This window comes from Tritonibacter mobilis F1926, from assembly GCF_000376545.2.
GTDB lineage: Bacteria > Pseudomonadota > Alphaproteobacteria > Rhodobacterales > Rhodobacteraceae > Epibacterium > Epibacterium mobile.
The window spans coordinates 2,304,783-2,330,441 of sequence record NZ_CP015230.1; the positions used below are offsets into that span (position 1 = coordinate 2,304,783).

Annotated in this window: 19 protein-coding genes and 1 riboswitch; of the genes, 14 read left to right on the forward strand and 5 right to left on the reverse strand. The window is 58.3% G+C overall.

The window, feature by feature from the left end; translation table 11 throughout:
- The first annotated feature begins 14 nt into the window (after positions 1–14).
- Positions 15–1,130, forward strand: coding sequence for an S-(hydroxymethyl)glutathione dehydrogenase/class III alcohol dehydrogenase (locus tag K529_RS10880; RefSeq protein ID WP_005623050.1), 1,116 nt, complete (start codon positions 15–17; stop codon positions 1,128–1,130).
- A 70-nt stretch (positions 1,131–1,200) separates the two neighbouring features.
- Here K529_RS10880 and K529_RS10885 read toward each other — a convergent pair whose 3' ends face one another.
- From K529_RS10885 to K529_RS10895, 3 genes are read right to left on the reverse strand one after another with little or no spacing between them, the layout of a single operon-like run.
- Positions 1,201–2,718: a SpoVR family protein gene (locus K529_RS10885; protein WP_005623054.1), complete on the reverse strand. Its 1,518-nt coding sequence runs from the start codon at positions 2,716–2,718 to the stop codon at positions 1,201–1,203.
- Positions 2,719–2,723: 5 nt separating this feature from the next.
- The gene (locus K529_RS10890) at positions 2,724–4,040 is read right to left on the reverse strand and encodes a YeaH/YhbH family protein (protein ID WP_005623057.1); all 1,317 of its coding nucleotides are present in this window, start codon (positions 4,038–4,040) and stop codon (positions 2,724–2,726) included.
- 18 nt (positions 4,041–4,058) lie between these two features.
- Positions 4,059–5,993, reverse strand: coding sequence for a PrkA family serine protein kinase (locus K529_RS10895; RefSeq protein WP_005623060.1), 1,935 nt, complete (start codon positions 5,991–5,993; stop codon positions 4,059–4,061).
- 690 nt (positions 5,994–6,683) lie between these two features.
- Between K529_RS10895 and K529_RS10900 the strand changes: the two genes are divergently transcribed.
- From K529_RS10900 to K529_RS10915, 4 genes are all read left to right on the forward strand, one after another.
- Positions 6,684–9,833, forward strand: coding sequence for an Ig-like domain-containing protein (locus K529_RS10900; RefSeq protein ID WP_046002093.1), 3,150 nt, complete (start codon positions 6,684–6,686; stop codon positions 9,831–9,833).
- Positions 9,834–9,942: 109 nt separating this feature from the next.
- Positions 9,943–11,238, forward strand: coding sequence for a TolC family protein (locus tag K529_RS10905; RefSeq protein ID WP_005613984.1), 1,296 nt, complete (start codon positions 9,943–9,945; stop codon positions 11,236–11,238).
- Positions 11,235–13,739: a type I secretion system permease/ATPase gene (locus K529_RS10910; RefSeq protein WP_005613983.1), complete on the forward strand. Its 2,505-nt coding sequence runs from the start codon at positions 11,235–11,237 to the stop codon at positions 13,737–13,739. Before K529_RS10905 ends, K529_RS10910 begins: the two co-directional genes overlap by 4 nt.
- Complete coding sequence (locus K529_RS10915; protein ID WP_005613982.1) at positions 13,736–14,908, forward strand: HlyD family type I secretion periplasmic adaptor subunit; 1,173 nt, start codon at positions 13,736–13,738, stop codon at positions 14,906–14,908. The genes K529_RS10910 and K529_RS10915 overlap by 4 nt, the downstream gene beginning before the upstream one ends.
- A 125-nt stretch (positions 14,909–15,033) precedes the next feature.
- Here the strand turns inward: K529_RS10915 and K529_RS10920 are convergent, their stop codons facing one another.
- Positions 15,034–15,606: a trypsin-like serine peptidase gene (locus K529_RS10920; protein WP_005613981.1), complete on the reverse strand. Its 573-nt coding sequence runs from the start codon at positions 15,604–15,606 to the stop codon at positions 15,034–15,036.
- Between the two features lie 710 nt (positions 15,607–16,316).
- Between K529_RS10920 and K529_RS10925 the strand changes: the two genes are divergently transcribed.
- From K529_RS10925 to nrdF, 9 genes are all read left to right on the forward strand, one after another.
- Positions 16,317–17,147 carry an arsenate reductase/protein-tyrosine-phosphatase family protein gene (locus K529_RS10925; RefSeq protein WP_005613980.1) on the forward strand — a complete coding sequence of 277 codons (831 nt, stop codon included), beginning with the start codon at positions 16,317–16,319 and terminating at the stop codon, positions 17,145–17,147.
- Between the two features lie 42 nt (positions 17,148–17,189).
- Positions 17,190–18,188 carry an ArsJ-associated glyceraldehyde-3-phosphate dehydrogenase gene (locus K529_RS10930; protein ID WP_005613979.1) on the forward strand — a complete coding sequence of 333 codons (999 nt, stop codon included), beginning with the start codon at positions 17,190–17,192 and terminating at the stop codon, positions 18,186–18,188.
- Positions 18,185–19,459, forward strand: coding sequence for an organoarsenical effux MFS transporter ArsJ (gene arsJ / locus K529_RS10935; RefSeq protein ID WP_046002094.1), 1,275 nt, complete (start codon positions 18,185–18,187; stop codon positions 19,457–19,459). The genes K529_RS10930 and arsJ overlap by 4 nt, the downstream gene beginning before the upstream one ends.
- Positions 19,456–20,490 (forward strand): ACR3 family arsenite efflux transporter, encoded by a 1,035-nt coding sequence (gene arsB / locus K529_RS10940; RefSeq protein ID WP_005619304.1) that lies wholly within the window; start codon positions 19,456–19,458, stop codon positions 20,488–20,490. The genes arsJ and arsB overlap by 4 nt, the downstream gene beginning before the upstream one ends.
- Before the next feature lie 27 nt (positions 20,491–20,517).
- A complete protein-coding gene (locus K529_RS10945) occupies positions 20,518–20,889 on the forward strand; it encodes a GFA family protein (RefSeq protein ID WP_005619302.1) in 372 nt (123 codons plus the stop codon).
- Between the two features lie 237 nt (positions 20,890–21,126).
- Positions 21,127–21,319, forward strand: a riboswitch (cobalamin riboswitch).
- A 101-nt stretch (positions 21,320–21,420) separates the two neighbouring features.
- Positions 21,421–21,642 (forward strand): glutaredoxin-like protein NrdH, encoded by a 222-nt coding sequence (nrdH, locus tag K529_RS10950; protein WP_005619300.1) that lies wholly within the window; start codon positions 21,421–21,423, stop codon positions 21,640–21,642.
- Positions 21,643–21,651: 9 nt separating this feature from the next.
- Positions 21,652–22,074 (forward strand): class Ib ribonucleoside-diphosphate reductase assembly flavoprotein NrdI, encoded by a 423-nt coding sequence (nrdI, locus tag K529_RS10955; protein ID WP_040642124.1) that lies wholly within the window; start codon positions 21,652–21,654, stop codon positions 22,072–22,074.
- A complete protein-coding gene (nrdE, locus tag K529_RS10960; RefSeq protein WP_040642121.1) occupies positions 22,056–24,188 on the forward strand; it encodes a class 1b ribonucleoside-diphosphate reductase subunit alpha in 2,133 nt (710 codons plus the stop codon). The genes nrdI and nrdE overlap by 19 nt, the downstream gene beginning before the upstream one ends.
- Before the next feature lie 99 nt (positions 24,189–24,287).
- Positions 24,288–25,265: a class 1b ribonucleoside-diphosphate reductase subunit beta gene (gene nrdF / locus K529_RS10965; protein WP_005619292.1), complete on the forward strand. Its 978-nt coding sequence runs from the start codon at positions 24,288–24,290 to the stop codon at positions 25,263–25,265.
- Positions 25,266–25,391: 126 nt separating this feature from the next.
- On the opposite strand, the gene K529_RS24030 is transcribed toward nrdF, so the two are convergent.
- Positions 25,392–25,649 carry a PAAR domain-containing protein gene (locus K529_RS24030; protein ID WP_039983096.1) on the reverse strand — a complete coding sequence of 86 codons (258 nt, stop codon included), beginning with the start codon at positions 25,647–25,649 and terminating at the stop codon, positions 25,392–25,394.
- Positions 25,650–25,659: the final 10 nt, after the last annotated feature.

Here is a 25,659-nt window from a genome sequence, read left to right on the forward strand (position 1 = left end):
AGAAGGACAAAGTGATGATCAAGACCCGCGCCGCAGTGGCCCTCGAAGCAGGCAAGCCGCTGGAAATCATGGACGTGAACCTCGAAGGCCCTAAGGCGGGTGAGGTTCTGGTAGAAATCAAGGCCACCGGACTGTGCCATACGGATGAGTTCACCCGTTCTGGCGATGACCCCGAAGGTATCTTCCCGGCGATCCTGGGCCATGAGGGCGCAGGTGTAGTGATCGAGGTGGGCGAAGGCGTCAAAAGCCTGAAACCCGGCGATCACGTGATCCCGCTTTATACGCCCGAGTGCCGCGAGTGTGATTACTGCCTCAACCCCAAGACCAACCTGTGTCAGGCGATCCGCTCCACGCAGGGTCAGGGGCTCCTGCCTGATGGCACCACCCGCTTCTCGCTTCCTGATGGGACGCCGATCCACCACTACATGGGCTGTTCCACCTTCGCCAACCACACTGTGGTGCCCGAAATCGCGCTGGCCAAGATCCGTGAGGACGCCCCCTTTGACAAAGTCTGCTACATCGGCTGCGGCGTCACGACCGGCATCGGTGCGGTGATCAACACAGCCAAGGTCGAAATCGGCTCTACCGCCATTGTGTTTGGCCTCGGCGGCATTGGTCTGAACGTCATTCAGGGCCTACGTCTGGCTGGCGCGGATCAGATCGTGGGCGTTGACCTCAACCCCGGCAAGGTCGAGATGGCCGAGAAATTCGGTATGACCGACTTTGTGAACCCCTCCGAAGTTGAGGGCGATTTGGTGGCGCATCTAGTGGAACTTACTGGCGGCGGTGCCGATTACACCTTTGACGCCACTGGCAACGTCAATGTCATGCGCACCGCGCTTGAAGCCGCCCACAAGGGCTGGGGCGAGAGCATCATCATCGGTGTTGCGCCCGCAGGTGCTGAGATTTCCACCCGTCCGTTCCAGCTGGTCACCGGCCGTTCGTGGCGCGGTACAGCCTTTGGTGGGGCCTCTGGTCGCACGGACGTCCCAAAGATCGTGGATTGGTACATGGACGGCAAAATCGAGATCGACCCGATGATCACCCACAAGCTGACGCTGGACCAGATCAACGAAGGGTTCGAACTGATGCATCAGGGCAAATCCATCCGCGCCGTGGTCGAATTCTGATCACACTGATCTGAAACGCAAAAGGCGGGCCCCGGTGGTCCGCCTTTTTCTTTATCACCTCTTACGGGACCTACTGCAGCACATCCGCAACCGCGTCGAGCTTCACGTCATACCCCCAGAGCCGGCGCAGGTGTCTCAGAACCTCATCCCGGTCGGCTTCGGCCAGATGCACATTGTCGCGCACTTTGTGAGTAAGCTTGAGCGTGCGATCCCCTTTTAGATCCGCATCGCTCACTTGAATATCGGGTTCGATATAGGCCAGATCATATTGCTTCGCGAGGTCGCGGCGAATGGCCTTATAACCCGCGCGATTGTGGATCTGGCTGATCACCAGCTTTGGATGCGTCTCATCATCCGTCAGCGTGAACAGCTTAAACTTGCGGATCAGGTGCGGCGATAGATACTGCTGAATAAAACTCTCGTCGCGGTAGTTGGCCCAGGCATTGCGCAACACCCCACGCCAGTCAGGATCGCCCGCAATATCCGGGAACCATTCGCGGTCCTCCTCGGTCGGCTCCTCGCAGATTCGGCGAATGTCCTGCATCATCGCAAAGCCCAGCGCATAGGGGTTGATACCGGAGTAACGCGGGTCGTCATACTCTGGTTGCATCACCACATTTGTATGGCTGTGCATCATCTCCATCAAGGCGCCCTGAGTCACAAGACCCTGATCATAAAGCGCGTTGATGATGTAGTAATGCACAAAAGTCGCGCAGCCTTCATTCATCACCTTGGTCTGTTTCTGCGGATAGAAATACTGCGCCAGCATCCGCACGATGCGCAGAATTTCGCGCTGCCACGGCTCCAACACGGGGCTGTGTTTCTCAAGGAAATAAAGGATGTTTTCCTGTGGCAGGTTCATGCGCTTGCGCCGCTCAGAGTGGTCCAGATCTTCATCTTGCGCGTCTGGATCACGCTTCAGCCCCAGCGTTGCATCCGTCCAGATATCCAGCGCGCTTTGCCCCTTCTCGTAGGCCTCGCGCAACTGCTGCATGGCGCGACGCTCCTCGATCGTCGGTTTGGGCGGGCGACCATAGCGAAAGACACCCTGCGACTGTAGCGCATGGGCTGCGTCCAGAATTTCCTCCACCGCGTCAAAGCCATAGCGCTCCTCGCAGGCGGCAATGTAGTTTTTGGCAAAGGCCAGATAGTCCTGAATGCCATCCGCATCAGTCCATTGCTGGAACAGATAGTTGTTCTTGAAGAAGTGGTTATGCCCAAAGGCCGCATGCGCCATCACCAGCGTCTGCATCGCCATGGTGTTCTCTTCCATATTGTAGCTGATGCAGGGGTTGGAGTTGATGACAATTTCATAGGCAAGGCCCTGACGCCCCGTGCGATAGAGCGCCTCGTCGCGGGCAAAGTGTTTGCCGAACGACCAATGCTGATACATCAACGGCAACCCGACACAGGAATAGGCATCCAGCATCTGCTCGGCCGAGATGATCTCAATTTGGTTGGGATAGACGTCCAATCCCAGATCACCCAATGCGATTTTTTCAATCGCATCGCGCGCTTTCTCCAAGAGCTCGAACGTCCACTCTGGCCCATCGAACAGCGGTGTGGTGGTGGTCTTTGCGGTCTCCATATGGGTCAGCCTTTCACCTTGGGCAGGAAGAACTCTCGGAAGATCGGGTAAATGTGACCCGGCTCAGAGACACGCTGCATCTCAAAATGCCTGCAGGCCTCTTTGACTTGCCGGTAGTTCTGCCACAGGTCCTCGCCCGCCTCGGTATTGTCCAAAAGCATCTGCGCGCTTTCTTCGACAATCTCGACATAAGCGTAGAACTGGCACATCGGCAGCAATTGCTCGGTCAGGATTTTACGACAACGCACGGAGTCATTGCCAAAATTCTCCCCGTCCGAGGCCTGCGCGCCATAGATGTTCCACTCATCCGGTGGGTAGCGTTCGTCGATGATTTCCTTCATCTTTTCCAGCGCCGTAGAGACAATCGTCCCGCCCGTTTCGCGGGCGTAAAAGAACGTCTCTTCATCCACTTCCTGCGCATAATGGGTATGGCGCACAAATACGATTTCGGTGTGCTCATAGCCGCGCGTCAGGAACAGATGCAGCAAGAGGAAAAACCGTTTCGCCAGATCCTTTTCGCGCTCCTGCATGGAGCCGGAGACATCCATTAGGCAGAACACCACCGCACGGGAGTTGCGGATTTTTTCCGGCACAAAGGTATCATACCGCAGATCCAGCGGATCGATGTAGCCCACGACACGGCGTTTGCGCTTGATGCCGTCGAGTTTTGCGGTGAGCTCCTCCAGCACCTGTTCTTGACTGGGCGAGCGCTCCTCTAATTCTTCCAACGCGGCAATCTGCGCCTCCAGCTCACGCTGGCTCTTGGTTGTGGGGCGCTGCAGGGCAATGCGACGGCCCAGCGAGTTGCGCATGGTGCGCACCAGATTGAGGTTATTGGGGGTGCCCGCCGTAGTCAGGCCCGCGCGACGCGTGCCGATGGTTTCGGTCTCAACGGTGGCCTTTTCCACCAGATCGGGCAGTTCCAGCCCGTCAAACAGGATTTCAAGATACTCATCCCGCGTCAGGGTAAAGGAAAACTCGTCATCACCCTCCCCATCCTCAGAGGCCTTGCGCCCTCCCTCGCCTGCTCCACCTTGGGGGCGGTCAATGGTATCTCCGACGACAAAGTCCTTGTTGCCCGGCAGCACGTATTGGCGATTTCCGCCGGGGCCATGATAGAGCCGTGGCTCTTTTAACCCCTTAGAGGGAATAGTGATTTTTTCACCATTTTCCGGAACGCTCTCGCCGCTGCCAATGGATTTTTCCCGCACCGAGCGATCCACGCGTTCCTTGATATTTTCGCGCGCGCGTCTGAGGAACCGTTGCCGGTTCCCCAAGCTTTTGCCCTTTGGATTTGCGCGCCTGTCGATGAAGTGGTGCATGAAGACACCTCCCGCCTGTTAGCCCGCCTTGTTCACCCGCATGTACCACTCAACAAGGCGTCGGACCTGCCTGTCGGTGTAGCCATGGGCGCGCATGCGCTCGACGAACTCCTGATGCTTGCCTTCGGTCTTGCTGTCTTTCTTCGACCCGAAAGAGATCACTGGGAGCAGTTCCTCAACCTGAGAGAACATATGCTTTTCAATGACATCGCGCAGCTTTTCATAAGAGTTCCACGCCGGGTTCGAGCCGGTGTTGGCGCGGTGCCGCAGAGCAAATTTCACAACCTCATTGCGGAAATCCTTGGGATTGGCGATGCCCACCGGTTTCTCGATTTTCGAGAGTTCCGCGTCCAGCACCTCACGGTCGTAGAGCTGCCCGGTATCCGGGTCTTTATAGTCCTGCTCTTCGATCCAGGCATCCGCATAAGAGATATAACGGTCGAAGACGTTCTGGCCGTATTCGGTATAGCTCTCCAGATAGGCCTTCTGGATCTCGTTGCCGATAAACTCCTCATAGCGCGGCGCAAGCTCGGTCTTGATGAACTCCAGGTATTTCTGTTCCGTCTCCTGCGGGAACTGTTCGCGTTTGATCATCCCTTCCAGCACATACATCAGATGCACCGGATCGGCTGCGACCTCTTTGGTGTCGTGGTTGAAGACCGACGACAGCACCTTAAAGGCAAAGCGGGTGGAAACCCCGTTCATACCCTCATCAACGCCAGCGCGGTCCTGATATTCCTGCACGGTTTTGGCCTTGGGGTCGGTGTCTTTCAGGCTCTCGCCATCATAGACCCGCATCTTGGAGTAGAGATTTGAGTTCTCATGCGGCTTCAGACGCGTCAGCACCGAGAACCGGCTGAGGATTTTGAGGGTTTCCGGCGCACAAGGCGCTTCGCGCAGTTCGGAGTTCTGGATCAGTTTTTCGTAGATTTGCGCCTCGTCCGAGACCCGCAGACAGTAAGGCACCTTCACAATCGACACCCGGTCGATAAAGGCCTCATTGTTCTTGTTGTTCTTGAACGTCTGCCATTCGCTCTCGTTGGAATGCGCAAGGATCAGACCGTTAAAGGGGATCGCGCCGAAGCTCTCGGTCCCCATGTAGTTGCCTTCCTGCGTGGCGGTCAGCAGCGGGTGCAGCATCTTGATCGGCGCTTTGAACATCTCAACAAATTCAAGCACACCCTGCGTGGCGCGGTTCAAACCACCGGAAAAGCTATAGGCATCCGGATTGTCCTGGCTGTAGTGTTCCAGCTGGCGAATATCGACCTTGCCGACAAGGGTGGAGATGTCCTGATTGTTCTCGTCCCCCGGCTCGACCTTTGCGACACAGATGCGACGCAGGCGCGAGGGGTGCAGTTTCACAACTGTGAACTTATTGATGTCGCCCTCGAACTCATCAAGGCGTTGCACCGCCCAAGGTGACATCAGGCCCGGCAAACGATGGGTGGCAATGCCGTATTCTTCCTCAAGCAGTTTGCCCATGCGGATGGGATCAAACAGACCCAGAGGACTTTCGAAGATCGGCGAGATATCGTTGCCTGCCTTCAGCACATAGATCGGCTGATCCTCAACGATGCGCTTTAACCGTTCCGCCAGCGATGACTTGCCGCCGCCAACCGGCCCCAGCAGATAGAGGATCTGTTTACGTTCCTCGAGCCCCTGTGCGGCATGGCGAAAATACCCCACGATCCGTTCGACCGTGTCCTCCATGCCGTAGAAGTCCTTGAAGGCTGAGTAGCGTTTGATCGTCCGGTTCTGGAAGATCGGCCCCAATCGGGCGTCCTTTGATGTGTCTACCAGTTCCTCGTCACCGATGGCCTTCAACATGCGTTCTGCGACATTGGCATACATGCTGGGATCATCGCGACAGGCCGTGAGATAGTCCTGCAAAGACATTTCCTGCTCGCGCGTCTGGCCATAGGCCTCTGCAAAAAGCTCTGCAACTTTATTCATCGGGGTCTCGCCTCCTGGTTAACGTCGTTACCCGTCCTCCTGGGTTCAGGGATTGCACGCGAAAAGAGCGGCCTGACGAGGGCCATAAAGGTATCCGCGTTTGTCGTTGTTATTTGAGTCTGCTCGGCGCATTGGGCCGCGTTACCAGTCGGCATCCCAGCCTCTACCTGATGGTAGGAGGGATTCCACCGCTGCCAAGGGGCTTAGCGTCGGATCTGTTTTATTCGTAGCATACACTACATATGCCACTCTTGATACCAAAGTTTGGTATATTTTCGGTTAACGCTGGTAAATTTACACGTCACTTTGCTTCAATTTTATGCGACATGCGTGTTTGACACAGCCCAACAGGCAGCTCCTCAACAAGCGCCACACATGGGCTAGCCGCCCGCAGGCCCTGTCCGTTTTCGCCAGAATTATGGTTAATCTAATATTAACGAGTTGCAGTATTTCTACGGGATCGAGGACACGCATTGGCGTGCCTGACCAAAAGTGAGGTGTTTGAGGCACGCTATGGCTTCAAACCGGGCACCGAGGGCCAAACACGGTCTGGACAGGTAAACTAAGTTGAATGCATATTAACCTCAATAACGCCGCAAAGTCGGCATAAGGCAGACACATACAGGCTAATGAACCAAGCGACGCGAGGTGATTCATACCGCGTGCGCGTTATAAAGTGAGCAGTTAAGCATGAGCACCGTTGCATTTATTACCCGCAACGCTTCGGGTACCAATCAGCATGGGACCTCTGCAGAAGGGTCCCCCTCCGTCATTTCAACCACCGACGCCAAGGATATCTCTCTCAACCTCGATCCGAGCGATGTGCAGAGCTACACCCGGCGTGGCCGCGATCTGCATATTACCCTGGCCGACGGCACCATTGTCGAGCTGGACGGGTTTTATGACACCGCAGCCTCCGGCCCCAAAAATCTTTTCCTGAGCGATGAAGGCGATTTCATCGAGGTTGTTCTCGAAGACAAAGCCGATGGCATGTTGTTTGCGAGCTATGAGCCGCTTGACCTTTCTGGCAAGTGGAGCGCTTACGACGACATGGTCTTCCTTGACGTTGATCGTATTGAACCAGTGGTTGCGCCGCTGGTTGCGGCCCCGTTCCTTGGTGGCCTCGGCGGTCTGGGTGCAGCCGCAGCAGGTGCCGCTATCATCGCCGGCACCGGCGGTGGTGACGGAGACGGTGGCGGCGGTGGTGGAGATGGTGGCCCCATCGTTCCGACCGTAAACGACGCCGATGGCACCTATGACGTTCCAGAAGGTGACCCGGATGGGGTGACGATCTCTGGCACGGGCGAGCCCGGCTCCACCGTAGAAGTAGACATTGGCGGCGTGACCGGCACCACAACCGTTGGTGACGACGGGACCTGGTCTGTTGATTTCCCGACCGATGACTTGCCCGACGATGGCGTATATGAGACCACCGTGGACGTCGTGGCGCCCGATGGCACCACCTATGATGATCTCGATGGCCCCACCATCGACATCGACACGGAACCGCCAACGGTCGTTATCACCGAAGGCACTCAGTCCGTGAATGACATCGTCAATGGCGATGAACAGGAAAGCGGGACCATCATCAGCGGGACCGGTGAACCCGGCGCGACGGTTACTCTGGAAATCGAAGGCAACAGCCACACCACCACCGTTGACGGCGATGGCAACTGGACGCTGACCTTTACCCCGGACGAAATTCGCACCGGCGAATACGAAACCGACATCAAGATCACCACCACAGATCCCCACGGCAACAGCACCGTGACGCAGGATGTGTTGGAAGTGGACACCGAGACCTCGGTCGCTGTGAATTCCGGGTTGTCAGGCGGTGACGACATCGTCAACGCAGCTGAGGCCGCTGCCGCCGCAGGCGTTGCCATCACCGGCACCGCCGAAGCGGGCGCGACGGTCGAAGTGGTCGTGGAGGGCGTCACCCGCACCACCACAGCCGACAGCAATGGCACCTGGTCGGTGACCTATGAAACTGGCACTCTGCCCGGTGGGACATATGACGCTGATATTTCAGTGACATCCACCGATACAGCAGGCAACAGCGCCACCACACAGTCCACCATTGCCATCGACACCGAAGCCGCAGTCACCATCGACAGCAACCTTGCAGGCGGCGATGACATTGTCAGCGCAGCCGAGGCAGGCGCTGGCGTCGCGATCACCGGCACCGCCGAAGCGGGCTCCTCTGTCGAGGTCGTCGTCGAAGGGGTGACACGGACCACAACCGCAGACGCCAACGGCAACTGGAGCGTTACTTACGAATCCGGCAGCCTGCCGGGTGGGGAATATGATGCGGATATCTCCGTGACCTCCACCGATGCAGTGGGTAACACCGCTACGGCCTCCTCCACGATCAAAGTGGACACCGAGACCGAAGTGACCATCGACACTGGTCTTGCCGGTGGTGATGACATTGTGAACGCAACAGAATCTGCCGCAGGCGTTGCCATTACCGGCACCGCAGAAGCAGGCGCAACTGTTGAGGTTCTCATCGAAGGTGTCACCCGCACGACAACCGCTGACAACAGCGGAAACTGGACCGTAACCTATGAGCCGGGCACCCTGCCCGATGGCGAATATGACACGTCCATTTCCGTGACCTCGACCGATGCGGTTGGCAACACCGATACGACAACGTCCTCTATCCGCGTCGACACCGACGCAGGTTTTGTGAAGCTCAGCGACGCGCCGATCGAGACCGATGACATCATCAACAAGAACGAGCGTGCGGATGGGGTTACCATCACAGGGACCGCAACCGCAGGCGAGACGGTCACCGTCACCCTCGGCACCGCAAGCGGCACCACTGTCGCGGATGCAAACGGCAACTGGTCTTATGACTTTGCCGCAAGTGAGATCCCTGAGGGCACCGACAATCTGGATGTGACCGCTTCGATCAGCGATGACGCTGGCAACACCGAAACCGACACCGATACAGTCGCGTTGGATACCGAAGTGGTGAACTACACCTCTGCGGATCAAAACGACACGGTGAACGTGAACCTTGAGGATATGCAGCAAGGCTTTACCCTGCAGGGGACAGTTGAGCAGGGGTCCAGTGTTTCGGTTGAGATCAACGGCACCACGCATGATGCGACGGTGGATGGAAATGGCAACTGGAGCCTGACCGTCGACGGCGATGATATCGGTACCTTCCCACAAGGCGGGCTAAACGCCACTGTCACAGCGACCGACCCTGCAGGCAACGTCGACACACTCGTGCAGCCGATCAGCATCGATACGCTGTATGACACGCCAGAATTCGCCGGAACGACCGCCATTGCGGGTCAAATCCACGACATCTACCTTGATGACTCTGGCGATGCCCGGTCTCTGTACTCGCTCGACAGCAGCGGTAACGCGACGCAGGTGGGTGCGACGGAAACGGCCTCGGGAATTGCCGGGATCGATAAACTCGACCTCGACACTCCGATCTCAGACGGCGCCAACCTGATCGTTCAGAGCACCGATGACGCAGGCAACAAGTCCTCGACTCTGGTGATCGACCAAGAAAACCCCAGCGCAAGCCTGCTCTCTGGTCTGGACGGGTTCAACATCGACGCAATCGATCTGGTGTTCGAAAACGGCACGGACGGGGCCAACCTTGTTCTGACCGAAGACCTGATCAAGGATCTGTCGAACAACTCCGACACCCTGACAATCCGGGCAGACGAGCTGGCGAATGTGAACCACGAAGTCACGCTGAACGGTGCGACAGAGGTCACATCGACGGTCGATGGCTACAGCGCCTATGTGATTGGCGATGCAACCGTGTTGATCGAAGAAGATGCCGGTATCAGCCTGAACGGTACGCTTATCTAAGAATGCATCGCGCAGCCTGTTGCCGCCGTTTAACGGCATCGCGACGGGCTGCGCGACCGCGATAACCCGTGGACAAACCACGGGATACTCTGAGGCACGAGGGATATCTATGGCTCTGGCACGACGCATTTCTGCCGTTGCACTTCTGTGCAGCCTGACGGCGTGTGGTCTGCCACTCCCCGGCACCACGTCGGGTACGCAGGACGGGACCGCAGCGCGCAGCAATTTCGCGCAGGCTGAGGATGCTCCGCAATCCGAAGTCATCACCGCACTTATGCAGCGGCAATCTCTTCTTGAGAACGGCAGCACCTACGATACGGTCGCAACTGCCGCGCTTTCTGCCTCCGCGCGCGCCTCCGAGGCGGCACTGATCAGCGCCAAACTGCGCGCTGAAGCGAAATCAAAAAACTGGCTCCCATCCTTGCGCCCCAGCGTCAGCCTGAATGATCTGGGCGAGATGGTCGCAAGCATGCTGCTGGAGCAGGTTCTGTTCGACAATGGCCGACGCAAGGCAGAACGCGCTTTTGCCGCTGCCGATGTCGAGGTTGCAGCCGTGACCCTGTCGGCTGATATGAATGACCGCGTAAAATCCGCGCTTTCACTCTATGTTTCAGGTCTGCGCGGCGACGAGAAAGCCGCCTACGCCCACCGCGCCATCCGCACCATGCGCGATTTTGAGCGTGTGGTTGTGGGGCGGGTGAACGGCGGTGTCTCTGACCGCTCCGATCTCAATGTGGTGCAGTCCAAAATCAGTGGCATGCAGTCAAGCATGGCCACCGCCAATGATGCCGCCCGCACCGCGCGCGCAGAGTTGGAGGCGATGACCGGACAGAGTTTTTCCGCGTCACCGCAGCGCCTTAACATGAGCTTGCCGCCCGATGGCCGCAACTACCTGAGCGTACTCAAAGCACAATCCGAAGCGACCCGCACCATTGAGCAGGCCAAAATGGAACGCGCAGGTCTGTTGCCGCAGGTCTCAGCAACCGGTCAGGTTGGCAGCGAAGGCAGCGGCGCGGGCGTCCTGTTGAACCTTGCCGAACCGTTAGGGTTTGGCACCCCTGCGGCCTTGCGCGCGGTCGAAGCCTCAAAAGAGGCGGCGCTGCGCCGTATTGGCGAAGCCGAAGAAGAAGCGCGGCGCGAATACAGCCGCGAAATGCAACGTCTGGCGTCCTATCGCCGTCAGGAACGCGAGGCGCTGGCGCTCTCAAAAGCCAGCCGCGAAACATATAATCTGTTCAAAGCCCAGTTTGAGGCCGGGCAGCGTCCGGTCATGGATGTGATCCCGATCTACGAAGAACTGGTAAAGCGGGAACAGGCCTATATCGACGCGAAATACGAAGTGGTCATGATCCAACTGGCACTTGCCGCCTCTCTGGGTCTGCTTGCAGATGGGGACAAGATTTGACGGATCAGGACAACCAAACTCCGACATCGCCCACAACCAAGCCCGCCAAACGCGGGCTGAAGTTGTCTTCGATTTCCCCCAATCTGACGCGCAAACGGCGCAACGCCGCCGCCAATGATGCAAATGGCCCGGTGAAGATCTCTATGATCGCACCGCTGAGCGAACCAGAACAGGTTGCCTCTGCTCCGGCGCAACCCGAGGGCAAAGCCTCCCTGCCTAAGTTTTTGCAGAAAAAAGAAAAAACACCCGCTGCGCAGACCAGTACAGATGCGCCCGACCTGCCGCGCGCGCCAGAACCTGCGGAGCGCGTAGAGCCTGTTCAGACAGCTCAGGAAGACGCTCAGGTCGAGCCCGCGCCAAGAGCTCTCCCGTCGCACGACACCGCATCGGACGATCATCAGAGCCGATTGAAAGCACGGGCGCAGATGATGTGCCGTCTTGCAGCCCTGCGCGGCTGCACGCTCAGCCCTCAGGATATGCTCGAGCAGCTGCAGGCCAGTGGCCCGGCCTCCCTGCGCCCCGAGGCCATGATGAGCGCGCTGATTACATCCGGTCTGAAAGCGCGCGTGCAGCAGGTCAAAACCCCCAAGCCTCAGCACTGGCCCGGCATCGCGATCATGCAAGGTGGCCAACCGGTTCTTGTGCTCTCACAAGGCAAAGCTGGCTTTGCGGTCCATGACACCTCCTGCCCCGATAATCGTGCGGAGATCCCAACGCAGGAATTCATGCCCTATTTTACGGGCCAGATCCTGACCACACGCGCGACCCTGTCGCAATTGACGCAGCGCCACACGCCGCAGCTTGATACCTCGCATTGGTTCTGGGGCGAATTCCCCAAGTATCGCAGGCAGATGGGCGAAATCATGCTGGGCTCTCTGGTGGCGAATGTGCTGGCCGTGGCCGTGGCGTTGTTCTCCTTGCAGGTCTATGACCGCGTCGTTCCGCATCAGTCGCAGGCGACGCTTTGGGTGCTCGCCATCGGTGCCTTGCTGGCCATCGGGATGGAAGGCGTGCTGAAGCTGGCGCGCGCGCGCATCACCGACGCAGCCGGTCGCCAGATCGATATGGCGGTGCAGCACAAATTGATGCGCCGGGTGATCGGTCTGAAGATGGACCAAAGCCCCCTGCCCCCTTCTGGGCTCTTTGCGGCGTTGAGGGATTTTTCCTCAGTGCGCGAGTTCTTCACGTCCTCGACGCTGTCGACATTGGCCGACGTACCGTTCATCGCGGTGTTCTTGCTGCTGGTGGCCTCCATTGGTGGTCCGGTGGTCTATGTGATCATGATTGGTGGCGTGCTGATGCTGCTGCCCGCCTATTTCATACAGAAGAAAATGCTGGCGATGACCCGCCAGGCACAGGGCGCTTCCGCCAAGAGCGGCCGTTTGCTGCATGAGGTGGTCAGCGAGATGGAAACCATCAAAACCCAACGCGGCGAGGAGCGTGTTCTGCGGCTTTGGGATGAGCTGAACCTGTTGTCGTCACAGGCCTCCAATGGGCAGCGCAAGCTTTCGAGCGCGCTGACATACTGGTCTCAGGGTGTGCAGCAAGCCACCTATATTTGTGCAGTGATCTTGGGCACTTACATGGTGTTTGCCGGTGAATTCACCGTCGGCACCATCATTGCCACCGGTATTCTCACCAGCCGCACCCTGGCGCCACTGACGCAATTTGCGGGCACGCTTGCGCGCTGGAGCAACGTGCGCGCGGCTCTGGATGCACTTGACGTGATTGCCGCCGCACCACAGGAACGCGAAAAGGGGCGTGCATATCTGCGCCGTGAAACCATTGAAGGCGGCTTTGAGCTGCGCGAGGTGGTGTTTCGCTACGATGCGGACAGCGCCCCGACGGTCGATGTGCCTGCCGTTGCCGTGATCCCCGGTCAGCGGGTTGCAGTCCTTGGCGTCAATGGCTCCGGCAAATCCACGCTGCTGAAACTGCTTGCGGGGCTTTACACGCCCGAACGGGGTCGCGTGATGCTGGATGGCACCGACATGAGCCAGATTGAACCCCGCGACCTGCGTCGTCATATCGGTTATCTGGGTCAGGATGTGCGGCTCTTTGCGGGCACATTGCGCGACAACCTGAATCTGTCCTATCTACCGCATGAAGACGAGCGGGTGATGGAAGCGCTGGAATTTGCGGGACTTGCTCCTTTTGTGAAGTCGCATCCACGCGGGCTGGACCTGCAGATCGGTGACAGCGGCGCGGGCCTGTCCATCGGTCAGCGTCAGGCTGTGGGCTGGGCGCGTCTGCATCTGCAAAACCCATCCGTTGTCATTCTGGACGAGCCAACCGCGGCGCTGGACCAGACGCTGGAGCGCACCTTGGTGAGCCGCCTTGACAGCTGGCTTGGTACCCGCACCGCCATTATCGCCACACACCGTATGCCGATCCTGTCACTGACCAACCGCACCTTGATCCTGCAGGCGGGTCGGATGGTCGTGGACGGGCCGCGGGACGAGGTGCTGGCGCATCTGAACGGGGGGAGCAAAGCCTCATGAGCATCGCAGCAGACATGGACATCCTTGAAGGCACCCATGGCGCCAGCCGCATGATCAAACTGGTGGCGCTGGTGCTGGTCTTGTTCGTCACATGGGCAAGCTTTGCCTCTGTGGATGAGATCGTGCGCGCCGACGGGCAAGTGGTCTCTTCTTCGCGCTCCCAGATCGTGCAGAACCTTGAGGGCGGCATTCTCGCCGAACTCTATGTGCGCCAAGGGGACACAGTTCAGGCGGGTCAGATCCTCGCCAAGCTGCAGGACACTAAGTTCCGCGCCGCTTCTGACGACCTGCAAGATCAGATCGACGGGTTGGAAATCAAACAATACCGCCTGGAAGCCGAGATCGAGGGCGCATATGAATTTGCCGTCCCCGATGCGCTGGCCAGCCGTTCTCCCGACATCCTCGCTTCTGAACGCGCGCTCCTGAAGGCCCGCCAGAGCGACTATGACAGCCGCCGCAACAGCGCCGAAGACATTCTGCGCCAGCTCAAGAACGAGCTTTCGAACCTGAAGTCCCTGCACGAACAGAAGATTGTCGCGCTGCTTGAGGTGAACGAAGCCAAGAAAAAAGTGAGTGATGCACAGGCGAAGTTCGACGAGATCGGCACGCAGGCGGAGCTCACTCTGGCTGAGGAATACTCCGAGACGCTGCGCCTGCTGACATCGCTGCGGCAGGAACAACGCTTGGCCCGCGATCAGCTGAACCGTACGGTGATCACTTCGCCCATGGCAGGCATCGTAAACAGTCTCGCCGTGACCACCATCGGCGGCGTTGTGCGTCCGGGCGATGAGATCCTCGAGATCATTCCGCTGGGGGAAGAGTTGTTTGTTGAAGCACGTGTGAAACCCGAAAACATCGCCAATGTACAGCGTGGTCAGGACGTAACCATCAAGCTCAGCGCCTATGACTACACGATCTACGGCTCGCTTCGGGGCAAGGTCGATGTTGTCTCGGCGGATACGTTTGAAGATGAGCGCGACCCGCGTGCAGCGCCCTTTTATCGTGTCACTGTGCGCGTCGATCGCTCCAGCCTGACAGCGCGTCAGCAACAAATCGAGATTCGCCCGGGGATGCGGGCCACCGCAGAATTGCAGACTGGGTCAAAGACCATCCTGACCTATCTGCTGAAACCGCTCTATAAATCCCGCGAAGCATTCCGGGAGCCATAGGAGCGGATATGACAATACCCGGTCGCCATTCTGGCGCCGGATCATGTCATCCGTATTTGGAACGTTCCAGCCACCAACCTGCCCTTTTGGCGGGCTGAGGCTATCCAGTCCTCAAACCTTTGATGTCAGATCGCGTTTTGCATCATCGCCCGCAGGGTCCGGTCCAATGTGGTGCCGATCGACACCCGGCGTTGCCCCATCGCAGCTTTTGACGAAATCACAGAGACGATTTTGGGGGGCTGGCCCGGAATGATCTCCAGAACCGGCGCACCAGAAGCACCAAAATCGACTCGGCACGACATCACGAGTGTCCGTGTGCGTCGCGACAACACCTGACAGTTTTGCTCTCGGTTCGCGCGGGTTGCATTTGTGTAGCTGTATGACAGCACATCTACATTCGCACCCCGATCCGCTCTGGCAGACATGGCAAAGGGTCGGATATCAGAGCGATTGATCGGCTGCGACAGACGCAAGACTGCAATATCGCTACCAAGTTGCGCATCTCCGCCTGCGCGGAATTGATAGGACGGATGCACCACCGCTTTGGCTATCGAGCGCGCCGCTTTCACTTTGCGGCCATCCAGTCCCGCCTCAAAGCGGATCCCACGCGGATTTATCCGTTGACCGGTCCGCGCATCATAGACGCAATGCGCTGCTGTCAGCACGAGGTTTGGTGCAATCAGTGTACCGGTGCACATATATTTTCCGGCGATATTCAGTCTGCCAACAGCTTCCCACCCCGGAAGACTGCTGGCTCTGCCATCTTTCGCTATAGCTGTCCCGGACACACCTAAAGACAGGCATGCCGCGACTATCGCAAGCAATAGTCTCATGTTTCCACTCCATATTCCCACATTCACACACTCGTTCAGGCGTGCGGCTGGAATATGGCTGGTCCCTGTTGGCCTTGGACCAAAACATGGATTGATTGTGTCAGTCTTAACAAATCTTAACCCCCCCAGGTCAGATGCTGTTCAAGATGCCAGAAAATTAAGAAATTGCAGGCGGAAAAGTTAACAATTTGGACAAATTCTCACTAATAGCCTGTATTTTAAAACAAATTGTATCGTTTATCGCATCGATCAGAGCCGATTGTCCTCAGTTTGGGGGGTAATTTCTCCGCAAAACATGGGGTCCCACCGCCCAAAATTGTCACTATTGCCACATTTCGCCGGATTTAAGATCCCTTAACCGCGCGCCGGGTCGTTAAACTTTTACGCACCGCAGCGAGACTCACCCCTACCGGAGCACCTGCAGCTAAGTTTTAGAAATCCAAAACCATGGCAACGCGACAGCTGTTCGCAGAAATGTTGATCGCAACACGCCTGCGACCACTGGCAGAGGAATTTAACGGCTCTCCGCTCAGGTTTTTCTTGCCACAGATTATTATTTCGATAAAACGCGAAATATGGAAAAAGAGATTCCCCTTCGTCTGTCCGTACTTGGACACCCTCAGCGCCTTTTGGTGTTTCGGCTGTTGATGCGTCGCTATCCCGACCGTGTCCCTGCCGGTGAGATCGGCGCTGCGCTGGATGTGAAGCCCAGTACATTGTCGTCATATTTGTCTGCTTTGATGCAGGCCGGATTGGTGACGCAAACCCGCGAGGGCACATGGCTCAACTATCAGGTCGATATGAAAGGCATGCGCGAAATGCTCGATGCATTGTTTTTCGATTGCTGCCGTGGCCGCCCCGAACTCTGCATGCCTGTTCTTTCTGACGTGATCCCGGAGACTCCTGCCATGACCGACTCGAAATTCAACGTCCTGTTCATCTGCACCGGCAACTCTGCCCGGTCGATCTTTGCCGAATCTATCCTGCACACTGAAGGGGGCGACCGGTTCAATGTCTACTCGGCCGGTACCAAACCCTATTCTGAGCTGAACCCCTTCGCGCTGGAGGTGCTGCGCAACAAGGGACATGACACAGCCACACTGCGCGCCAAGAATGTCAGTGAGTTCACCACCGACACCGCGCCGAAGTTCGATTTTGTCTTCACCGTCTGCGACGGGGCTGCCAATGAGGAATGCCCCGCCTGGGAGGGTCAGCCCATTTCTGGCCATTGGGGTATGCCCGACCCGGTCAAGGCCGAGGGCACTGACGCCGAACGCAGCCTCGCGTTCCAGCAGGCCTATGGCACGCTCAAGAACCGCATCCGCGCCTTTGCCGCCCTGCCCTTTGCGGAACTGGACCGGATTTCACTGCAAAAGGCGGTGGATGACATCGCGCGCAACCACTGAAGCCGCACCGCCCTGACCCTCACGGAAATATAAGGACAGCACATGACCGTCTATGCATTGAACGGCCTTGGCCGGATGGGCAAACTGGCCCTGAAACCGCTGCTGGAACGCGGCGCCCAGATCGCCTGGATCAACGATGCGGTGGGCGATGCGGGAATGCACGCCCATCTTCTGGAGTTCGACACGGTGCATGGCCGCTGGGACGCGGAGATCACAAGCGATGACGACAGCATCACCATCGATGGCACCCGCCTGCCCGTCCTGAACCAGGCCGGCATCGCGGATCTGCCGCTCGACGGCGTCGATGTGGTGATCGACTGCACCGGGGTTTTCAAAACCGAGGCCAAGCTTGCCCCGTATTTCGAGGCGGGCGTCAAAAAGGTCGTGGTCTCCGCCCCGGTCAAGGATGGCGATGCCGCCAATATCGTCATGGGCGTCAATGACGACATCTATGATCCCGCCCGCCACCGCATCGTGACCGCCGCAAGCTGCACCACCAATTGCCTCGCGCCGGTGGTGAAGGTGCTGCACGAGGGGATAGGCATCAAACATGGCTCGATCACCACGATCCATGATGTGACCAACACCCAGACCATAGTTGATCGCCCGGCCAAGGATTTGCGGCGGGCGCGCTCTGCACTCAACTCCCTGATCCCGACCACCACCGGCAGCGCCACCGCGATCACGCTGATCTACCCGGAGCTCAAGGGCAAACTGAACGGCCATGCGGTGCGGGTGCCGCTGCTGAATGCCTCTATCACCGATTGCGTGTTTGAGCTTGCCCACGAGACCACCGCCGAGGAGGTGAACGCCATGTTCCAGGAGGCGGCGACCGGCGCGCTCTCCGGCATCCTCGGCTATGAGGAACGCCCGCTGGTGTCGGCGGACTACACCAATGACACGCGCTCCTCCATTGTGGACGCGCCCTCGACCATGGTTGTGAATGGCACCCAGGTGAAGATCTACGCCTGGTACGACAACGAGATGGGCTATGCGCATCGTCTGGTGGATGTGGCCCTGATGGTGGGTGAGAGCCTGTGACCTCCGCGCCCGCGCAAAATGGCCTTGCCGCCTATGTGGCGGTGACGGCGGCCTATTGGGCCTTCATGCTGACCGATGGCGCGCTCCGGATGCTGGTGCTTTTGCACTTTCATACGCTGGGGTTCAGCCCGGTGCAGCTGGCCTATCTCTTTGTCCTGTACGAGATCGCGGGCATGGTCACCAACATTTCGGCAGGCTGGATCGCGGCGCGGTTTGGCCTAACGACGACGCTTTATGCCGGGCTCGGCCTGCAAGTGGTGGCGCTGGTGGCACTGACGCAGCTTGATCCCACCTGGCAGATCGCCACCTCGGTGGCATTCGTGATGGCGGTTCAGGGGCTGTCGGGCGTGGCCAAGGATCTGGCCAAGATGGCGTCGAAATCTGCCGTCAAACTGCTCGCCCCGCGCGAGGGCGACGGGCTGTTTCGCTGGGTGGCGGTGCTGACCGGTTCCAAGAACGCGGTCAAGGGACTGGGTTTCCTGCTGGGCGCAGCCCTGCTCGCGCTGGCGGGGTTCACATGGGCAACGCTGGGCATGGCGATCATCCTCGGCCTGATCCTGATCGCGGTGCTGATTGCCATGCCTGCGGGCCTACCCACCGGGCGCAAGGGCGCAAAGTTCTCCGAGGTGTTCTCCAAATCCGCCAATATCAACTGGCTGTCGGCAGCGCGGGTGTTCCTGTTTGGCGCGCGCGATGTCTGGTTCGTGGTCGGCATTCCGGTCTATTTTTACGCGGTGCTGTCGGATGGTACAGAAGAGGGCAACCGCGCGGCGTTCTTCATGATCGGCACGTTCATGGCGATCTGGATCATCTGCTATGGCGCCGTGCAGGCCGCCGCGCCCCGCATCCTGCGCGCACCATCGCGCAGTGAGGCTGACCTGATCGCCGCCGCCCGCCGCTGGGCTACAATGCTCGCGGTGGTGCCTGCCGTCCTCACGGCAGCTGTACTGATGTCAGACGAACCTGCGCTCTGGCTCACCGTGACGCTGGTGGCAGGCCTCTTGCTGTTTGGTGCGCTTTTTGCGGTGAATTCCTCGCTCCACTCCTATCTGATCCTCGCCTTTTCCAAGGACGAACGGGTCACGATGGATGTGGGCTTTTACTACATGGCCAATGCAGGCGGGCGGCTATTGGGCACTGTTCTGTCGGGCCTCACCTATCAACTGGGCGGCGTTGCAGCCTGCCTCGGCACGGCCACCGTGATGATCGCCCTCAGCGCGCTGATCGCCGGTCGCCTGACCGCCCCAACACCAGAAAGCACCCCGGCATGAGCATCTTTGAAAAATACCTGAGCATCTGGGTGGCGCTGGCCATGGTTGCGGGCATTGCGCTTGGCAATCTCTCCCCTGCCCTCGTGGGCACCATTGCCGCCGCCGAGGTCGCCAGTGTCAATCTGGTGGTGGCGGTGCTGATCTGGGCGATGGTCTACCCGATGATGATCGGCGTGAACCCCAAGAGCCTGCGGGATGTGGCACGCCAGCCCAAGGGGCTTGCGATCACGCTGGTGGTCAACTGGCTCATCAAACCCTTCAGCATGGCCGCCCTTGGCGTTCTGTTTTTCGAGGTGGTCTTTGTCCCCTTCCTGAACCCCGCTGACGCCCAGCAATATATCGCCGGGCTGATCCTGCTCGGGGCCGCACCCTGCACCGCTATGGTGTTTGTCTGGTCGCAACTGACCAAGGGCGACGAGAGCTATACGCTGCTGCAAGTCTCGGTGAACGATCTGATCATGGTAGTGGCCTTTGCTCCGATCGTGGCCTTCCTCCTCGGGGTCACCGATATCGAGGTGCCGTGGAGCACGCTGATCCTGTCGGCGGTGTTGTTTGTGCTGCTGCCCCTTGTGGCCGGTCTTTGGACTCGGAGCCACCTGGGGGATGAGGCGCGTATCGCCGCCTTCCTGGCACGGATCAAACCGCTGTCGGTCATCGGTCTGATCGCAACCGTGGTGATCCTGTTTGGCCTGCAAGGTCAGGTCATTCTCGACCGCCCCGCCGTGATCGCCATGATCGCCGTGCCGATCCTGATCCAGAGCTATGGCATTTTCTTCATCGCCTATGGCGCCGCCTATGCGATGCGGGTGCCACATCGGATCGCCGCCCCCTGCGCGCTGATCGGGACGTCGAACTTCTTTGAACTGGCGGTCGCGGTGGCAATCAGCCTCTTTGGCCTCAATTCCGGCGCAGCATTGGCAACTGTCGTTGGCGTACTGGTCGAGGTGCCGGTGATGCTCACCCTGGTGGCCTTTGCCAACCGCACCCGCGCCAAGTTTCCCTTGACCGACGCCGAAGGTCAGGCAAGCTGATCTCGTACCGAGTATGGGAGGTCTGACATGCCAGATGTAACCGCAAGCTGCCTGTGCGGCGACATTCACCTAGTGGCATCGGGCAAACCGGAAAGCGTCGGCCTCTGTCACTGCCTCGACTGTCGCAAACACCACGGCGCGGTCTTTTGGGCCGCTGCCATATACCCAGAAAACGCGGTGACTGTGACGGGCGACACACAGCAGTATCAAGGGCGTCATTTCTGCCCCAGATGCGGCTCTTCCGTTTTTTCATGCAGCGATGGCGAGGTGGAAGTTCACCTTGGCGCGCTGGACAAACCCGACCAATTCACCCCGACCTATGAGCTTTGGACAGATCGCCGGGAAAGCTGGCTGACGCCGCTCTCGGGTGCGGCTCAATATTGCCGCGACAGATCCTAGCCCTACCTTTTGTCGCAGGAAATGAGCCGGGCGATTCCCCTCGTTTCAGGGACCGGATGCGCCCGCACCGAACCTCAACGGATCGAATCTGTGGATAAGCATGGGGGTAAGGCGCAGGATCAGGACGGATATCCTTACAATGCAGACACAATGCAGGGGCGCGACATTTGGGTGGCCTGTGGACAACAAAAGACCCGCTAGCCCTACACCATATATTGACCATTTCGTGCTTCTGCATCAATATCGTGTTGCTTTGGTTCTTTCGAGGCGACTCGCAAGCGAAGAGGGAAACTGGTGTAAATCCGGTGCTGCCCCCGCAACTGTAAGCGGTAAGTTCCGCCCGTGCCACTGATGCGATCGCGCATTGGGAAGGCGGGATGGGGCGTTTGAGCCGCAAAGCCAGGAGACCTGCCAGAGCACGACAAACGACGACCGCGGCGGTGGGCCCGGACGCGTCATTTGGCACTGGAAACAGTGCCGGATTTCGTGACTTCTCCGCCCGGTAGGACAACACCTGAGGGGATCTTGCAGATGAGCATCACTGTCTATTCAAAACCTGCCTGTGTGCAGTGCACCGCCACCACCCGCGCCCTTGAGGCGAAGGGGATCTCTTTTGATCTCGTTGATCTGACAGAAGATGCCGCTGCCATGGAAATGGTGCAGGGCCTTGGCTACCGTCAGGCACCCGTGGTTGTCGCAGGCGAAGATCACTGGGCAGGTTTTCGTCCCGATCTGATCGGCCAGTTGGCATAAGAGACGACGGTGACCGGGCTTGTCTATTACTCCTCCCGTTCGGGCAATACGGCTCGTTTGATGGAGCGACTGGGGCTTAACGCTCTGCGGCTGCCGCAGACAGAGCCTTCCCCGGAAGTAGATGCGCCCTATGTATTGGTAACGCCCACCTTTGCCGATGGCGAAGGGCGTGGTGCGGTGCCAAAACCGGTCATCAAGTTTCTGAACAACACGCGCAATCGTGCCCTTCTGCAGGGCGTGATTGCCGGGGGCAACCGCAACTTTGGCACCACTTTCGCCCTCGCGGGGGATGTGATCGCCAAAAAATGCAATGTCCCCGTCCTCTACCGCTTTGAGTTGGCGGGAACCGAAACAGACATCGCCCGCATCCGCGCGGGCCTCGCCCGGTTCTGGGCGGCACAGGAGCAGCAGACATGCTTGACGCAAGCGTAACCGCCGATCTCGACTATCACGCGCTGAACGCGATGTTGAACCTCTATGATGACGAGGGCAACATCCAGTTCGACGCCGACCGCATGGCGGCCCGGCAGTATTTCCTGCAGCATGTGAATCAGAACACTGTGTTCTTTCACTCGCTGGACGAAAAACTCGGCTACCTCGTTGAGAAAGGCTATTACGAGCCTGAAGTGCTGGATCAGTATTCCCGCAACTTCCAGCGCAAGATCTGGGACGCGGCCTATGGCAAGAAATTCCGCTTCCCGTCCTTCCTCGGCGCGTTCAAATATTACACGTCCTACACGCTGAAAACCCGCGATGGGCAGCGCTATCTGGAGCGCTACGAGGACCGCGTGGTGATGAATGCGCTGACGCTGGCACGCGGGGATGAAAAACTCGCGATGAAGCTGATGTCGGAGATCATCGACGGCCGCTTCCAGCCCGCCACACCCACCTTCCTCAACGCGGGCAAGAAGGCGCGCGGCGAGTTTGTGTCCTGCTTCCTGTTGCGTCTTGAGGACAACATGGAGTCGATCGGGCGCGGCATCAACTCCGCCCTGCAACTGTCAAAACGCGGCGGTGGCGTGGCCTTGATGCTGACCAACATTCGCGAGCATGGCGCTCCGATCAAAGGCATTGAGAACCAGTCTTCGGGCGTCATCCCGGTGATGAAGCTTCTTGAGGACAGCTTTTCTTATGCCAACCAGCTGGGCGCGCGTCAGGGCGCTGGCGCGGTCTATCTGAACGCGCATCACCCGGATATTCTGCGTTTCTTGGATACCAAGCGCGAAAATGCGGATGAAAAGATCCGCATCAAGACGCTGTCGCTGGGCGTGGTGATCCCGGATATCACCTTCCAACTCGCCAAGAAAAACGAGGACATGTACCTGTTCTCGCCGCATGACGTGGAAAAGGTCTACGGTCAGGCCTTCTCGGAAATCTCGGTCACCGAGAAATACCATGAGATGGTCGACAACCCGCAGATCCGCAAAAAGAAGATCAACGCGCGCGCGTTCTTCCAGACCATTGCCGAAATTCAATTTGAATCCGGTTATCCCTACATCATGTTTGAAGACACGGTGAATGCCGCAAACCCCATCGCGGGCCGCATTGCCATGTCGAACCTCTGCTCCGAAATCCTGCAGGTGAACGAGGCCTCCGAGTTCAACGACGATCTGTCGTATGCGCAGATGGGCACGGATATTTCCTGTAACCTCGGCTCCATGAACATCGCGCGTGCGATGGATGGTGGCGATCTGGCCGGCACCGTGGGCACCGCAATCCGCGCGCTCAATGCAGTGTCGGAAATGTCGAGCATCGATTCTGTGCCTTCCATCCGCAAGGGCAACGAGGAAGGCCACGCTATTGGTCTCGGTCAGATGAACCTGCATGGATACCTCGCCCGCGAGCGCATCCATTACGGCAGCGCAGAGGGTGTGGATTTCACCAATATCTACTTCTGCACCGTGCTTTATCATGCGCTCAGCGCCTCTAACGCATTGGCAAAAGAGAAGAAGGCAAAGTTCAAAGGCTTTGAAGACTCCGCCTATGCCGATGGCAGCTTCTTTGAGAAATATGTCGATCAGGACTGGCTGCCGGAAACCGACCGGGTGAAAGAGCTGTTTGAAGCCGCAGGCATCGAGATCCCGACCCGCAAGGACTGGGAAGCGCTGCGCGACAAGGTGATGAAGTACGGGCTTTATAACCGCAATCTGCAGGCGGTGCCGCCCACTGGCTCGATCAGCTATATCAACTATGCCACCTCTTCGATCCACCCGATCACTGCAAAGATCGAGATCCGCAAGGAAGGCAAGATCGGTCGCGTCTACTATCCCGCGCCCTATATGACCAACGACAACCTCGAGTATTACCGCGATGCGTATGACATCGGTCCCGAGGCGATCATCGACACGTATGCGGCGGCAACGCAGCACGTTGATCAGGGGCTGTCGCTGACCCTGTTCTTCCCGGCGGAGGCATCAACCCGAGACATCAACCGCGCGCAAATCTATGCGTGGAAGAAAGGGATCAAGACGATCTACTACATCCGCCTGCGCCAACAGGCGCTGGAAGGCACCGAAGTCGAGGGCTGCGTGTCCTGTTCGCTGTAAATCGGGAGGGGGCGCTGCCCCCGGCCACATCCGTGGCCTCCCCCGAGGTATTTTGGAAAAGATGAAGGGGCGCGGCCCCAAGCTGCTGAGATTGAGTGTATGAAAGACATGACCCAAGCCCGAGCTGTCCCCAAGGCAATCAACTGGAACCGGCTACAGGACGACAAAGATCTGGAGATCTGGAACCGTCTGACGGTAAACTTCTGGCTGCCGGAGAAGGTGCCGCTGTCCAATGACATTCAGTCCTGGTCGCAGCTGACACCGGACGAACAGACCCTGACCATTCGGGTGTTCACCGGTCTGACGCTGCTGGACACGATCCAGAATGCCGTGGGTGCGCCGACGTTGATGCAGGATGCGATCACCCCGCATGAGGAAGCGGTGCTCAGCAATATCGCCTTTATGGAGGCGGTGCATGCGCGGTCCTATTCCTCGGTGTTCTCGACCCTGTGTCAAACCACTGAAGTGGATGAAGCCTTCCGCTGGTCGGCGGAGAATGAGCATCTGCAGGCCAAATCCCGGCTGATCCTTGACGAATACGATGCCACCGCCTCGCCGCTGCGCAAGAAGATCGCCAGCGTGTTCCTTGAGAGCTTCTTGTTCTATTCGGGCTTTTATCTGCCAATGCACTGGTCAAGCCGCGCACGCCTGACCAACACAGCCGACCTGATCCGCCTGATCATCCGCGATGAAGCCATCCACGGCTATTACATCGGCTATAAGTTCCAGCGCGGCATGGAGCGTTTGAACGAGGCGGAACGCAAGGAACTGAAGGATTTTGCCTTTGGTTTGCTGTTTGACCTTTATGACATTGAGGCGCGCTATACAGAGCAGCTCTATGATGGGTTGGGGCTCACTGAGGATGTGAAGAACTTCCTGCACTACAACGCCAACAAGGCTCTGCAGAACCTCGGATTTGAGGCGCTGTTCCCGGAAGAGACCTGCCGTGTGAACCCGGCAATCATGGCGGCGCTGTCGCCCGGATCGGATGAAAACCACGACTTCTTCTCCGGGTCCGGCTCAAGCTATGTGATCGGCAAGGCAGAAGCCACAGAAGACGAAGACTGGGATTTCTGAACAAGAAAAGCCGCCGCAGAGATCCTGCTGGCGGCTTTTTCCTTTGGTGTTTGAAAAGCGTGCAACTGGGCCAATGGGCCAACGCTCTCGGTTCAAAACCGTATGCTATGGGGCACGATTGCCGGACTACGGTGCAACCTTGTGGTTTGGCGAGCCACTGACAATGACCCCACCCACCGATGTCTGACACCCGAGATAGGCCACAGGCTTGCCGTCATCCGTAGACAGGGAAGACCCCGAGGTGATCACAGCACCGCAGGTGGTCTTATCGCCAATCCTTGCGACTGGGCGACCATCGATGGTTGCCGAGCCTCCGCTGATGATCTGACACTTCCTGCACTTTGGGCAGGCATGTTCGTCTCCGACGCGTGCAACTGGTAACATAATTCACCCT

What these genes read in the sequence shown, in the direction of transcription:
- K529_RS10880 (WP_005623050.1), top strand. Translation starts at nt 15, where the DNA reads ATGATCAAGACCCGCGCCGCAGTGGCCCTCGAAGCAGGCAAGCCGCTG.
- K529_RS10885 (WP_005623054.1), bottom strand. Translation starts at nt 2,718, where the DNA reads ATGGAGACCGCAAAGACCACCACCACACCGCTGTTCGATGGGCCAGAG.
- K529_RS10890 (WP_005623057.1), bottom strand. Translation starts at nt 4,040, where the DNA reads ATGCACCACTTCATCGACAGGCGCGCAAATCCAAAGGGCAAAAGCTTG.
- K529_RS10895 (WP_005623060.1), bottom strand. Translation starts at nt 5,993, where the DNA reads ATGAATAAAGTTGCAGAGCTTTTTGCAGAGGCCTATGGCCAGACGCGC.
- K529_RS10900 (WP_046002093.1), top strand. Translation starts at nt 6,684, where the DNA reads ATGAGCACCGTTGCATTTATTACCCGCAACGCTTCGGGTACCAATCAG.
- K529_RS10905 (WP_005613984.1), top strand. Translation starts at nt 9,943, where the DNA reads ATGGCTCTGGCACGACGCATTTCTGCCGTTGCACTTCTGTGCAGCCTG.
- K529_RS10915 (WP_005613982.1), top strand. Translation starts at nt 13,736, where the DNA reads ATGAGCATCGCAGCAGACATGGACATCCTTGAAGGCACCCATGGCGCC.
- K529_RS10920 (WP_005613981.1), bottom strand. Translation starts at nt 15,606, where the DNA reads ATGTGCACCGGTACACTGATTGCACCAAACCTCGTGCTGACAGCAGCG.
- K529_RS10925 (WP_005613980.1), top strand. Translation starts at nt 16,317, where the DNA reads ATGGAAAAAGAGATTCCCCTTCGTCTGTCCGTACTTGGACACCCTCAG.
- K529_RS10930 (WP_005613979.1), top strand. Translation starts at nt 17,190, where the DNA reads ATGACCGTCTATGCATTGAACGGCCTTGGCCGGATGGGCAAACTGGCC.
- arsB (WP_005619304.1), top strand. Translation starts at nt 19,456, where the DNA reads ATGAGCATCTTTGAAAAATACCTGAGCATCTGGGTGGCGCTGGCCATG.
- K529_RS10945 (WP_005619302.1), top strand. Translation starts at nt 20,518, where the DNA reads ATGCCAGATGTAACCGCAAGCTGCCTGTGCGGCGACATTCACCTAGTG.
- nrdH (WP_005619300.1), top strand. Translation starts at nt 21,421, where the DNA reads ATGAGCATCACTGTCTATTCAAAACCTGCCTGTGTGCAGTGCACCGCC.
- nrdE (WP_040642121.1), top strand. Translation starts at nt 22,056, where the DNA reads ATGCTTGACGCAAGCGTAACCGCCGATCTCGACTATCACGCGCTGAAC.
- nrdF (WP_005619292.1), top strand. Translation starts at nt 24,288, where the DNA reads ATGAAAGACATGACCCAAGCCCGAGCTGTCCCCAAGGCAATCAACTGG.
- K529_RS24030 (WP_039983096.1), bottom strand. Translation starts at nt 25,649, where the DNA reads ATGTTACCAGTTGCACGCGTCGGAGACGAACATGCCTGCCCAAAGTGC.